The sequence below is a fragment of the Isorropodon fossajaponicum endosymbiont JTNG4 genome, from assembly GCF_016592615.1.
Classification (GTDB): domain Bacteria; phylum Pseudomonadota; class Gammaproteobacteria; order PS1; family Pseudothioglobaceae; genus Ruthia.
Genome location: NZ_AP013043.1, coordinates 111978 through 124859 on the forward strand (window position 1 = coordinate 111978; position 12882 = coordinate 124859).

Below are 12882 nucleotides of genomic sequence, written 5' to 3' on the forward strand. Positions count from 1 at the left end.
TATGTGCGGTGGATGACAAAGGTGTATGGTGTGGACTCAACACTAAGAACAATGGTTTTGATAGTGGTAAATATTGGTCAAACAACGCCAATGTTGAACACGCCCTTAGATTTATTGACATTAACCAAGATAAACTGGCTGATTTGTGTTGGTTTGATGATTCAGGTGTACAGTGTCAAAACAACACTGGCAATGAGTTTGATGCGCAATATCAACACAGTACTTTAATTTTTGATTTAGAATTAAGTGGAGAAAACAATACCTAGCAGAGCTTGGTGGACAAACACCAGAGTCAGGCAAAGCGCTGACTTCTGAACAACAAACAATACAACTGCTTGAGAAACAACTTTGGCGCGCACAAAGGGACAATGAAATCTTAAAAAAGGCAACAGCCTTGTTCGCTGTGGACAATCACCAAGTGATATGATTATCAAGATAAACAAGGCTTGCCAACAATACAATACTAAAGAATTATGAGCATTACTCAAACTTCCTCACAGTAGTTATTACTATCAAGTCAAAGATAAGCGAGTAAACAACAACACCAACGCTATGATTAAATTAATCAAACAAACTGCTATTGAAGTTGGATACACCTATGGCAAACGCAGAATGCGAGTAGTTTTGAATAACCAAGGTTATAACATTGGTATTTACCAAACCGCAACGCTAATGAAAAAAGCCAATGTAGTTGCCATACGCCCAAGAAAGCGTCATTATTACCCTAATACTAGATTGATGTTTAAAAAGGCAAAAAACCTATTAAATCGTGTGTTTGAGCCTAAATCCAACACACTGGCTAAATAACTCCCACCTTGATAGGTTTTGATATAGGTAATATCACCAACACTTGAAAACCAATCAAAACTGATTTTAATGAGTGAGTCGCTTAGAAATGATGGGCGCATTTGGGCGCCAAAACAAGCCAAAGATTGTGAGAAAAACCCGAAAGATATCAAGGAAGAAGACCGAGATTATTTTCTTGAAAGACAGTAACCTGCTTTTGCTAACCTAGTACCACGTGATGTAGCTTCACGCGCTGTTAAGCACATTTGTGATGAAGGTCGTGGTGTTGGCATTAAGATTCATGGCAAGCGTCTTAGTGTATACCTAGATTTTAGCGAAGTTTTTAAAAAAATAGGCTTGGCAGATGGTTATTTTATCTTGCCACAAACCATTGCTAATTATTTAGCTAGAAACAAGTTTGATAAAATTGAGCCCAATCATGAAAAAGTTCAACAAGCCTTAAATGCCGCTAAAGTTAGAATTGAACAATTAATGAACGCGCCTGAAGCGAAACATACCCCTGAATATTTTCACCAGAAACTAGGCAAAATTCTGTGGGAGTCTTGTGGCATGTCTAGAGAGAGTAAGATTAGAACAAGCCACTAATGAGATTGAAGTATTACAATTAGAGTTTTGGCAAACCATTAGGGTCACGGGTATTGACCAGGATTTAAATCAAACTTTAGAGCGTGCAGGCAGAGTGGCTGACTTTATTGAGCTAGGTGCCTTGATGTGCAAAGACGCTCTTAATAGAGAAGAATCTTGTGGTGCAAAGCTCGGGTGGAACATTTATCCTCAGAAGGTGAAGCAAAGCGTGATGATAAAAATTATAGTTTTGTTGCGGCGTGGGAGTATCAACAAGAAGGGGCTAAACTTCATGAGGAGCACTTTCATTTTGAATTTATTAAGCCCAGTGTTAGGAACTACAAATGATTTTTACATTGCATATTTGGCGACAAAAGAACGTAAATAATCAGGGCGGAGATTGCATTGTGTTTGACTATGATTGTCGTGAAGGTATTTGTGGCGCTTGTTCGCTGGTTATTAATGGCTATCCTCATGGTGAAATCAGCCACAACGACGTGCCAATTATATATATATGCGTGAGTATAAAAATCAAAGCGAATTGTGGATTGAGCCTTAGCGTGCTAATAGTTTTCCAGTGATTAAAGATTTAACGGTAGATCGATCTGCATTTGATCGAATCATCCAATCAGGTGGTTATGTATCCATGCATACAGGTTGTGCGCCAGAAGCAAATAATACCTTAGTGGAAAAGCACGCTTCTGATGGGGCGTTTAATTCTGCAGCTTGTATTGGCTGTGGTGCTTGTGTGGCGGTTTGCCAAAATGCAAGTGCAACACTGTTTGTGGCAGCAAAAATAACCCATTTGGCATATTACCCCAAGGTAAAATTGAATCCAAAGACAGGGCAAAAAAAACTCATTTTAAAAATGCAATCTGAAGGCTTTGGTAGTTGTGCAAATCACAGGCATTGTACGCCTGCTTGTCCTAAAGACGTATCATTACAAAATATTACAAGGGTGAATAAGATTCTTGGATAATAACAATATTACCTTTTAACTTTACATAAAAACTACTAATGAGCTCAAAACTTTATCAATCAGCATTAGAATATCACCAAGGTGAGCGCCCAGGAAAAATCATTGTTTCATCACACAAGCCACTAGCAACGCGTGAAGACCTTAGTTTGGCGTATACACCCGGGGTTGCTGCACCTGTTCGTGAGATTGCACAAGATGCAAACAAAGTTTATGACTTTACCATTAAACGTAATTTGGTTGCTGTTATTTCTGATGGTTCGGCAGTCTTAGGGCTTGGCAATGTGGGACCACTAGCGTCTAAACCTGTGATGGAAGGCAAGGCAGTATTGTTTAAACATTTTGCAGATATTGATGTCTTTGACATTGAGATTGATACTCAAGATGTTGATGAATTTGTACAAACGGTTAAAAATATTGCGCCAACGTTTGGTGGTATTAATCTTGAGGACATTTCAGCGCCTCGTTGTTTTGAAATTGAAAAACGTTTAATTGATATGCTTGATATTCCTGTTTTTCACGATGACCAGCACGGAACAGCCATTATTATCGCGGCAGGGTTGTTAAATTCGCTTGAAATCCAAGGCAAGCATATTGAAACTATCAAGTTGGTTTGTTTAGGTGCTGGCTCGGCAGGTATTGCTACTTTAAACTTATTATGTGAATTAGGTTTGTCAAAGGACAATATTTTATTAGTTGATAGAGAAGGTGTTATTTCTCAAGACATGGAAAATGTTAGTCAAATTAAAGCACAATATAGCGCAAAAACAGATAAAAAAACCTTGGCAGATGCCATACAAGGTGCAGATGTGTTTATTGGTGTTGCTGCTGCTAACCTGGTATCAAAACAGATGATTAAATCAATGGCAAATAGACCTATTGTGTTCGCTTTATCAAATCCAGACCCTGAAATTCCACCTTCTGATGCCAATTCAGTACGCGATGATTTAATCATGGCAACAGGTCGAAGTGACTATCCAAATCAAGTTAACAATGTTCTGGGTTTTCCTTTTATATTTAGAGGCGCATTAGATGCAAAAGCCAGTGAAATCAATTCAAAAATGAAAATAGCAGCGGTTCATGCACTTAAAGACTTGGCAAAACTTGACGTGCCAGACAGTGTTTTAAAAGCTTACAGTACAAAGTCTATGGTATTTGGTAAAGATTATATCATCCCCAAACCTTTTGACCCAAGGTTGATAGATGTGGTGCCAAAAGCAGTATTTGATGCTGCTGTTGCAAGTGGTGTTTCACGTTTGTAATTAGCGAAAAGACAGACTTTCAAAAAACAATAAAAAACGTTAAATTAATCCTTGCGCTCTAAAGATAGCTATGGGATAATGCCTGATTGTTTTTTGGAGGGGTTCCTGAGTGGTCAAAGGGAGCAGACTGTAAATCTGTCGGCTCTGCCTTCGAAGGTTCAAATCCTTCCCCCTCCACCATAAAGCATAATAGATTTGCGGGTATCGTATATTGGTATTACCTTGGTCTTCCAAGCCAATGAGACGAGTTCGATTCTCGTTACCCGCTCCAAGATGGAGGGATTGTGCTCACCTAGCTCAGTTGGTAGAGCACTCCCTTGGTAAGGAAGAGGTCGGCGGTTCAAATCCGCTGGTGAGCTCCAAAAATTTAAAATTTAATTTGTTAAATGTAGGAGCATAAAATGTCAAAAGAAAAATTCGAAAGAACCAAACCACACGTCAACGTCGGCACAATCGGTCACGTTGACCACGGCAAAACCACACTCACAGCCGCTATCACTAAAGTCATGGCAGAAGCGCGTGGTGGCGAATTCAAAGATTATGCAGATATTGATAATGCCCCTGAAGAAAGAGAACGTGGTATTACTATTTCAACAGCCCACGTTGAGTATGAAAGTGAAGCTCGCCACTATGCACACGTTGACTGCCCAGGACACGCCGACTACGTTAAGAACATGATCACAGGTGCTGCACAAATGGACGGCGCTATTATTGTTATTGCTGCTACAGATGGCCCAATGGCTCAAACTCGTGAGCACATCTTATTATCTAAGCAAGTAGGCGTCCCTTACATCGTTGTTTACATGAACAAAGCCGATATGGTTGACGATGAGGAATTGGTTGAATTGGTTGAAATGGAAATCCGTGAGTTACTAGACGAATATGATTTCCCAGGTGATGACACTCCAGTCATCTTCGGTTCAGCACTTAAGGCCTTAGAAGGCGACACCTCAGAGATTGGTGTGCCTTCCATTGTTAAATTAGTAGAAGCATTAGACACTTATATTCCAACCCCCAAGCGTGACACAGACAAGTCATTCTTAATGCCAATTGAGGATGTATTCTCAATCTCAGGTCGTGGCACTGTAGTGACAGGCCGTATTGAAACAGGCATTGTTAATATCGGTGACGAGTTAGAAATCGTTGGTATTAAAGACACACAAGCCACCACTTGTACCGGTGTTGAAATGTTTAGAAAACTACTTGATTCAGGCGAAGCGGGTGACAACGTAGGTGTGTTACTTCGTGGCATCAAGCGTGAAGAGGTTGAACGCGGTCAAGTATTGGCCAAGCCAAGTTCAATCAAGCCACATTCAAAGTTTGAAGCAGAGGTTTATATTTTAAGCAAAGATGAAGGTGGTCGTCATACCCCATTCTTTAACAACTACCGTCCACAGTTCTATTTTAGAACAACGGACGTTACAGGCGCTTGTCAGCTGCCTGATGGTGTAGAGATGGTAATGCCAGGTGACAACGTGAAAATGCAAGTAGCGCTATTGTCACCAATCGCTATGGAAGATGGTTTAAGGTTTGCCATTAGAGAAGGTGGTCGCACGGTGGGTGCGGGTGTGGTTTCTAAGGTGACGGATTAAATTAAAAAAGTTAAAACTTAAACAGATTTAAAAAAATAAAGTTGGCTTGGACAATAGTCCAAGCCTTTAAGATTTATAGGCAAGTGGCTCAATTGGTAGAGTAATGGTCTCCAAAACCATTGGTTGGGGGTTCGAGTCCCTCCTTGCCTGCCATGTTAAAGGATGTAATGTGACTAAAACAGTAGAAAGACAAGCAAAAGAGTCATCACTAGGAATGATTGTATCAGTCTTAATTGTGATTGCATCTTTTGTGTTGTTTTATTTAGATCCATTAGGATTAAACACAACGCTATACAAAGTATTGGCTTTATTAACGGGTCTTGTGTTGGCAGGTTTTGTGTTCTTTAAATCGCCTCAAGGCGTGCGTTTTAATTCATTTTTAATCGAAACAAAAATTGAATTACGCAAAGTTGTGTGGCCCACACGCGATGAAACTATTAAAACCACAGGTATGATTATGGTTGCTGTTGTGATTGTGGCTATTTTCTTGTGGATAGTTGATGCACTGCTCTCGTGGATGGTGCAGTTGTTAACAAATTAAGAGGACTAAAGTGTCTAAAAGATGGTATGTGCTTCATGTAAGAAGTGGTTTTGAAGCGAAAGTTAAGATTGCAATTGAAGAGTCTGTTACTAGAGAAGGTCTTGAAGATTTAGTAGGCGAGGTTTTGGTGCCGACTGAGCAAGTTGTTGAGTTAAAAGATGGGCAGAAAAAAACGGCCGAACGTAAATTTTTCCCAGGCTATATGTTGGTGAATATGGAACTGACTGAACCCAGTTGGTTGCTAGTTAAAAATACCAATAATGTGATTGGTTTTATTGGCGGCTCATCAGGTAAACCTTCCCCAATTATGCAGCGTGAAGTTGATAAAATTCTTGCACGTGTGCAAGAAGGTGCTGACAAGCCTAAGCCTAAAGTGGCTTATCAACCAGGTGAAGAAATTTTAGTTATCGATGGGCCGTTTAATGAATTTAATGGCTTGGTTCAAGCGGTTGATTACGAAAAGAATTTATTGAAAGTAGAGGTGCTAATTTTTGGCCGTTCTACTTCAGTAGAATTGGAATTCTCGCAAGTAGAGAAGACTTAAAGATAAACGACTTTTAAAGTTGTGATTTAACAGGGGAGTCCTAATCGGCGTTTGTACCCAAAACGAGGCAAAGTCCTCAAGGAAGAAAAATGGCTAAAAAAATTGAATCCTATATTAAGCTTCAAGTGGCTGCACAAGAAGCAAATCCATCACCACCTGTAGGTCCTGCATTGGGTCAGCATGGTGTTAATATTATGGAATTTTGCAAAGCATTTAACGCAAAAACTCAAGATATTGACAAAGGCATGAAAGTACCTGTTGTGATCACAGTTTATAGCGATCGTAGTTTTACCTTTGTAACCAAAACACCACCAGCAGCTTTGTTAATCCTAAAAGTAACGGGTATTAAAAAAGGTAGTGGTGTTCCTCATCTAGATAAAGTGGGCAATATTACTCGTGCTCAATTAGAAGAAGTGGCTAGTATGAAGATGAAAGATTTGAACGCAAATGACATGGGTGCAGCAGTGAATATTATTGCTGGTACAGCTAGGTCAATGGGTATTACGGTGGGGGGTTAGCAAGTGGCTAAATTAACAAAAAAACAAAAAGATATTTCAGCCAAGGTTGAGTCTAACAAGCGTTATTCAATCAATGATGCACTAAATTTATTAAAAGAATGTGCAACAGCAAAATTTGATGAATCTATTGATGTGGGTATTAATTTAGGTATTGATGCTAAGAAATCTGACCAAAATGTTCGTGGCGCAGTCGTGCTTCCAAATGGTACGGGTAAAACAGTTCGTGTTGCTGTGTTCACTCAAGGTGATAACGTGGCTAAGGCGCAAGATGCTGGTGCAGACGTTGTTGGCATGGAAGATTTAATGAAATCTATGCAAGATGGTGGTTTAAACTATGATGTGGTGATTGCATCTCCAGATGCTATGGGTGTTGTGGGTCGTCTAGGTCAAGTGTTAGGTCCTCGTGGCTTAATGCCTAACCCTAAAGTTGGTACAGTAACACTAGATGTTGCAACCGCTGTTAATAATGCTAAAGCAGGTCAAGTGCGTTATCGTGCTGACAAGGCTGGTATTGTTCATGGTTGCGTTGGCAGGGCGTCATTTGATGCAAGTGCACTAGCACAAAATATTAATGCTTTAATGGAGGCACTTAAAAAGGCAAAACCTAGTTCAACCAAGGGTATTTATTTTAAAAAATTAAGTATTTCTTCGACCATGGGGCCAGGACTTAGCGTTGATTTAGCAAGCGTAGATATTTAAGTTTTATTAAAAGAGACCTTTATATAATTATATAAAGGTCTTTAAAAAAATTCTTTGGGTCGCAAGATTTATCTTGCATGACCTCAAAGACCATAGGTGCAAACATATCTTCTGGTATATTCGTTTAATTGATTGATTTTTTCAATCTGCCTATGTAGAGGGTATGCAAATACTCTATGGCGAAAGTTATCAAAAGATGACTTTCTTTTTTAAATTGTTCAGGGAGGGGTAAATGGCTCTAAATCTGATGGCAAAAAAGGCAGTTGTCGAACAAGTAAACTCACTTGCAAAAGTGTCAGTGTCTGTTGGCGTTGCTGAGTATCGCGGATTGACAGTTGAACAAATGACTAATTTACGTTCAAGTGCGCTTGATGCTGATGTAACTTTACGTGTTGTAAAGAACTCACTAGCAAAAAGAGCATTGATAAAGACAAAATGCGAATGTGTATTGCCGGTTCTTAGCGGACCCGTTATTTTGGGTTTTTCACAAGAAGATCCAGGTGCAGTAGCACGAGTATTCAAAAATTTTATTAAAGAGAATGAAGATTTAGTCGTTAAAGGTTTGGGCGTTTCGGGTGAATTTGTAGAATCAAATCAGCTTCAACGCATTGCAGACTTACCAACTAAAGATCAAGCAATTGGTATCACAATGGCGTTAATGTTAGCACCAGTTGAGAAACTAGTTAGGACCTTAATTGAGGTGCCAACTAAGGCGACTCGAGTAGTGGCAGCAGTTCGCGATCAAAAACGATCATAAATAAATAAAAGGAGTAAATATCATGGCTAAATTAACCAATGAAGATATTTTAAATGCAATTGCCGATATGTCGGTAATGAATGTTGTTGAATTAGTATCAGCAATGGAAGAAAAGTTTGGTGTAAGTGCAGCAGCAGTTGTAGCGGCACCAGTGGCAGCAGTAGATGCAGGTGAGACAACAGTTGAGAAAGATGAGTTTGATGTTATGTTAACTTCATTTGGCGAGAAAAAAGTTGCTGTTATTAAGGCAGTTCGTAGTATTATTGGACTGGGTCTTAAGGAAGCCAAAGACATGGTTGAGTCTGCGCCAGTAGCAATCAAAGAGGGTGCGTCTAAAGCAGAAGCTGAAGACATCCAAAAGCAGCTTGAAGAAGCTGGTGCTAGCGTAGAACTAAAATAATTAGTTAAACGCAAAAACCTAGAATCCCCGACAAGGGGATTCTAGGTGTTTAATTTGTACACTAAATTAAAGTACAAACTCAATGAGAAATTTTTTATATAACACGATCGACTCAATACGAGGTATTCATGGCTTATTCATTCACCGAAAAAAAGCGAATTAGAAATAACTTTGGTTCTAGAGAATCAATTTTGACCGAACCGGATTTACTAGCAATCCAAATTGACTCATTTAACAGTTTTATCCAAGCGGGTAGCAAAACCAAACAAGATGTTGGTTTGCATGCTGTTTTTCAATCGGTATTCCCGATTACTGCGGTTAATGGCTATGCACAAATTGAGTATGCTGATTATGAATTACAAGAACCTAAATTTAATGTTGAAGAGTGTAAATTACGTGGTGTAACGTTTGCGTCGACATTGCGTGTTAAATTAAATCTGGTTCTATTTGATAAAAACGGCTCAACTTTGAAGAAAAAACGCAAAGTTAAGCAAATTATTGAAGAAGATGTTTATTTAGGGCAATTGCCACTAATGACTGAAACGGGTACCTTTGTTATTAATGGTACTGAACGTGTTGTTGTGTCTCAACTGCACAGATCTCCTGGTGTTATTTTTGAACACGATAAGGGTAAGACACACTCTTCAGGTAAGATTTTGTTCTCTTCACGTATTATTCCTTACCGTGGTTCATGGTTGGATTTTGAATATGACCATCACGAGCATTTGTATGTTCGAATTGACAGGCGTAGAAAATTACCAGTTACCACATTATTGCGCGCTATGGGTCTAAGTAGTGAAGGTATTCTTGAAGCCTTTTTTGAAAAAACTACTGTTAAATTAAAAGCTAAATCATGTGATTTAAGTATGGCACCGATTCGTCTGCAACGCACAATTGCAGAATTTGATATTGTTGCTAATCAAGATGTGGTGGTTGAGAAAGGTCGTAGAATCACTGCTAAGCATGTTAAGTTGCTAGAAAAAGCAGGTGTTAAATCAATCAATGCACCACTAGAGTATTTACTTGATAAGGTAATCTGCGCTGATATTATTGATAAAGACACTGGCGAAATTTTAATATCAGCCAATACTGTTATTTCTGAAGAAGTATCGGCGTTATTAAACACCAATAAAGTTAAAAAAATAGAGATTCTTTATATTAATGCCTCTGAAACAGGCGCTTACATTTCAGATACATTGCGTTTAGATGAAACGCAAACTGAGATTGAAGCTCGTATGTCTATTTATCATGTAATGCGCCCAGGTGAGCCTGCCACTGAAGATGCGGTTAATCTATTATTTAACAACTTATTTTTCAAAAACGACCGCTACGATTTATCAAAAGTCGGCCGTATGAAGCTTAATCGTCGTTTAGGCATTGGGTCTGAAACAGGCGAACATGTATTAACCAATGATGATATTATTAGTGTTATTAAGTTACTCATTAATATTAAAGACGGTAATGATTCTGTTGATGATGTTGATACGTTAGCCAACAGGCGCGTAAGAGCGATTGGTGAAATGATTGAAAATCAATTTAGAATTGGTCTTGTTAGAGTTGAAAAAGCAGTCAGAGAGGGTTTGAATTTAGCTGAAACAGACGAATTAACCCCACAAGATTTAATCAATTCTAAGCCTGTATCTGCAGCAGTTAGAGAATTTTTTGGTTCTTCTCAATTGTCTCAATTTATGGATCAAGTGAACCCTTTGTCAGGTGTGACTCATAAGCGTCGTATTTCTGCGCTAGGTCCTGGTGGATTGACTCGTGAGCGTGCTGGTTTTGAAGTGCGTGATGTGCATCCTTCGCACTATGGTCGTTTGTGTCCAATTGAAACGCCAGAAGGTCCTAATATTGGCTTGATTAATACATTGGCTGTTTATGCCAAAACAAACAGCTATGGATTTTTAGAAACGCCTTATCAAGTGGTTAAAAATGGTAAAGTCACTAAAGAGGTGATTTATGTTTCAGCCATTGATGAAATCACGCATACAATTGCACAAGCAAATGCAACAGTGAATGATAAAGGCAAGTTAATGGACGATCTTATTTCTTGTCGCCGTAAGAATGAGTTTGTTTTGGTGAATTCATCAGAAGTGACATTAATTGATATTGACTCTAAGCAAATTGCATCGGTAGCAGCAGCACTCATTCCTTTTTTAGAACATGATGATGCGAACCGTGCGCTGATGGGCTCAAACATGCAGCGCCAGGCTGTTCCTGTGTTAAAAGCTGAAAAGCCATTGGTTGGTACAGGTATTGAGCGTCTTGTGGCAATAGACTCTCGTGTTTGTGTAACTGCTAAACATGGTGGTGTGGTTGAGGCGGTAGATGCATCACGTATTGTTATTCGTGTAGATTCCAAGCAAACTAAAGCAAGTGAACTGGGCGTTGATATTTACAATTTGACTAAGTATTCACGTTCCAATCAGAATACTTGCATTAACCAAAAGCCATTAGTTAAAACGGGTGATAAAATTGCTGTTGGTGATGTCTTGGCAGATGGTCCATCAACCGATATGGGTGAGCTGGCATTAGGTCAAAATATGAAGATTGCCTTTATGCCTTGGAACGGTTACAACTTTGAAGATTCAATTTTAATTTCAGAGAAGGTCGTACAAGAAGATCGTTATACAACCATTCATATTGAAGAATTAACCGCCTATTCACGTGATACTAAATTAGGTCCTGAAGAAATTACTGCCGACATTCCAAATGTTAGCGAGTCAGCACTGGCTAAGTTAGATGAAGTGGGTGTTGTTTATGTAGGTGCTCGTGTTAAAGGTGGTGACATTTTAGTCGGTAAAGTAACGCCTAAAAGTGAAACAGCGCTTTCCCCTGAGGAGAAATTACTCAGAGCTATTTTTGGCGAAAAAGCTAATAATGTTAAAGATTCATCATTACGTGTTGGCGCTTCTAAATCGGGTGTTGTTATTGATGTTCAGGTCTTTATACGTGACCGCGTGGAAAAAGATGCCAGAGCATTAAGTATTGATGCAGAACGCTTAGAGAGAATTAAAAAAGACATTGACGATGAATTTGGCATTATTGATGGTGACATCTTCCGTCGCGTACGTTTAAAACTTTCTGGCAATGTGCTAAGTAGGACTGTTGGTGATATTAAAGCAGGTGAGAAGTTAAGTGCTAAATTGATGAAAAAACTTGATAATAAAGACATTTCTAAGCTTAAAGTTGAAGATGCAACTGTTAATAAAGAAGTAGCAGTATTGGTCAAACAAGCCAAAGCCAAGCAAGTTGAGTTTGAGAAATTTTTTGAAGAAGAAAGAGCCAAGATTAACGAGGGTGCGGAATTGCCACCAGGTGTTATGAAGATGGCTAAGGTTTACGTGGCAACCCGTAAAACACTCCAAGTGGGTGATAAAATGGCTGGACGCCATGGTAATAAAGGTGTGATTTCACGTGTATCTCCAGTTGAAGATATGCCTTATCTTGCAGACGGTTCTACCATAGATGTTGTGCTTAATCCACTAGGCGTACCATCACGTATGAATGTAGGTCAAGTGTTAGAAGTTCACTTGGGTTATGCTGCTAAAGGCCTGGGGTATAAAATTGCTGCCATATTAGATGAAAAACGCACTGAGATGGTTAAACAGATTAGAGACTTTTTAGACAAGGTTTATAACTCCTATGGCAAGCAGGAAGATTTAGCGTCATTTAATGATGAGGAAATTATTGAACTGGCAAATAACCTTCGCGAAGGTGTGCCAATGGCAACACCAGTATTTGATGGTATTAAAGAAGAAGACATTAAATCATTGCTTAGATTAGCCGATTTACCAGAGTCTGGTCAAGAACAATTATATGATGGTCGTACAGGCGAGCCATTTGACCGCCACGTGACTGTCGGCTATATGCACATGTTAAAACTGAACCATTTGGTTGATGACAAGATGCATGCACGTTCTACTGGCCCTTATTCACTAGTGACACAACAACCACTTAGTGGCAAGGCTCAGTTTGGTGGTCAAAGATTTGGTGAGATGGAGGTGTGGGCATTAGAAGCTTATGGTGCAGCACATACATTGCGCGAAATGTTAACCGTAAAATCTGATGATGTCGCAGGACGAGCAAAAATGTATAAGAGCATTGTTGATGGTAAGAATTTAACAGAGTCGGTCATGCCAGAATCATTTAATGTTTTGGTGAAAGAGATTCGTTCGTTAGGTATTGATGTTGAGTTAGAACAACACTAATTAGGAGAATT

14 protein-coding genes, 4 tRNA genes and 1 pseudogene are annotated in these 12882 nt (G+C 39.2%); all 19 read left to right on the forward strand.

Annotated features, from left to right (window positions below):
* Nucleotides 1–8 precede the first annotated feature (8 nt).
* Nucleotides 9–266, forward strand: coding sequence for a hypothetical protein (locus CVFO_RS00650; RefSeq protein WP_201339687.1), 258 nt, complete (start codon nucleotides 9–11; stop codon nucleotides 264–266).
* Between the two features lie 286 nt (nucleotides 267–552).
* The gene (locus CVFO_RS00655; protein WP_201339688.1) at nucleotides 553–807 is read left to right on the forward strand and encodes an IS3 family transposase; all 255 of its coding nucleotides are present in this window, start codon (nucleotides 553–555) and stop codon (nucleotides 805–807) included.
* Nucleotides 808–852: 45 nt separating this feature from the next.
* A pseudogene (locus tag CVFO_RS09350) lies at nucleotides 853–1555 on the forward strand (fumarate reductase/succinate dehydrogenase flavoprotein subunit); the annotation flags it as partial.
* 11 nt (nucleotides 1556–1566) lie between these two features.
* Nucleotides 1567–1719, forward strand: coding sequence for a hypothetical protein (locus CVFO_RS09070; RefSeq protein WP_281064405.1), 153 nt, complete (start codon nucleotides 1567–1569; stop codon nucleotides 1717–1719).
* Nucleotides 1716–1952 carry a 2Fe-2S iron-sulfur cluster-binding protein gene (locus CVFO_RS09355; RefSeq protein ID WP_425352107.1) on the forward strand — a complete coding sequence of 79 codons (237 nt, stop codon included), beginning with the start codon at nucleotides 1716–1718 and terminating at the stop codon, nucleotides 1950–1952. Before CVFO_RS09070 ends, CVFO_RS09355 begins: the two co-directional genes overlap by 4 nt.
* Nucleotides 1949–2350, forward strand: coding sequence for a 4Fe-4S dicluster domain-containing protein (locus CVFO_RS09360; RefSeq protein WP_425352108.1), 402 nt, complete (start codon nucleotides 1949–1951; stop codon nucleotides 2348–2350). Before CVFO_RS09355 ends, CVFO_RS09360 begins: the two co-directional genes overlap by 4 nt.
* 38 nt (nucleotides 2351–2388) lie before the next feature.
* Nucleotides 2389–3609, forward strand: a complete 1221-nt coding sequence (locus CVFO_RS00670; RefSeq protein ID WP_201339689.1) for a malic enzyme-like NAD(P)-binding protein — start codon at nucleotides 2389–2391, stop codon at nucleotides 3607–3609.
* Between the two features lie 95 nt (nucleotides 3610–3704).
* A tRNA-Tyr gene (locus CVFO_RS00675) sits at nucleotides 3705–3789 on the forward strand.
* A 17-nt stretch (nucleotides 3790–3806) separates the two neighbouring features.
* Nucleotides 3807–3880 (forward strand) — tRNA-Gly (locus tag CVFO_RS00680).
* A 15-nt stretch (nucleotides 3881–3895) separates the two neighbouring features.
* Nucleotides 3896–3971, forward strand: a tRNA-Thr gene (locus CVFO_RS00685).
* 39 nt (nucleotides 3972–4010) lie between these two features.
* Complete coding sequence (gene tuf / locus CVFO_RS00690) at nucleotides 4011–5201, forward strand: elongation factor Tu (protein WP_201339494.1); 1191 nt, start codon at nucleotides 4011–4013, stop codon at nucleotides 5199–5201.
* Nucleotides 5202–5278: 77 nt separating this feature from the next.
* Nucleotides 5279–5354: transfer RNA gene (locus CVFO_RS00695), tRNA-Trp, on the forward strand.
* 16 nt (nucleotides 5355–5370) lie between these two features.
* The gene (secE, locus tag CVFO_RS00700) at nucleotides 5371–5742 is read left to right on the forward strand and encodes a preprotein translocase subunit SecE (RefSeq protein WP_201339690.1); all 372 of its coding nucleotides are present in this window, start codon (nucleotides 5371–5373) and stop codon (nucleotides 5740–5742) included.
* A gap of 10 nt (nucleotides 5743–5752) precedes the next feature.
* Nucleotides 5753–6286 (forward strand): transcription termination/antitermination protein NusG, encoded by a 534-nt coding sequence (nusG, locus tag CVFO_RS00705; protein WP_201339691.1) that lies wholly within the window; start codon nucleotides 5753–5755, stop codon nucleotides 6284–6286.
* Nucleotides 6287–6375: 89 nt separating this feature from the next.
* Complete coding sequence (gene rplK, locus CVFO_RS00710) at nucleotides 6376–6804, forward strand: 50S ribosomal protein L11 (RefSeq protein WP_201339692.1); 429 nt, start codon at nucleotides 6376–6378, stop codon at nucleotides 6802–6804.
* Nucleotides 6805–6807: 3 nt separating this feature from the next.
* The gene (gene rplA / locus CVFO_RS00715) at nucleotides 6808–7503 is read left to right on the forward strand and encodes a 50S ribosomal protein L1 (protein WP_201339693.1); all 696 of its coding nucleotides are present in this window, start codon (nucleotides 6808–6810) and stop codon (nucleotides 7501–7503) included.
* A 232-nt stretch (nucleotides 7504–7735) separates the two neighbouring features.
* Nucleotides 7736–8260 carry a 50S ribosomal protein L10 gene (gene rplJ, locus CVFO_RS00720; protein ID WP_201339694.1) on the forward strand — a complete coding sequence of 175 codons (525 nt, stop codon included), beginning with the start codon at nucleotides 7736–7738 and terminating at the stop codon, nucleotides 8258–8260.
* Between the two features lie 22 nt (nucleotides 8261–8282).
* Complete coding sequence (gene rplL, locus CVFO_RS00725) at nucleotides 8283–8660, forward strand: 50S ribosomal protein L7/L12 (protein WP_201339695.1); 378 nt, start codon at nucleotides 8283–8285, stop codon at nucleotides 8658–8660.
* Nucleotides 8661–8788: 128 nt separating this feature from the next.
* Entirely contained in the window at nucleotides 8789–12871 is a 4083-nt protein-coding gene (rpoB, locus tag CVFO_RS00730; protein ID WP_201339696.1) for a DNA-directed RNA polymerase subunit beta, read from the forward strand.
* The last annotated feature ends 11 nt before the right edge of the window (nucleotides 12872–12882 follow it).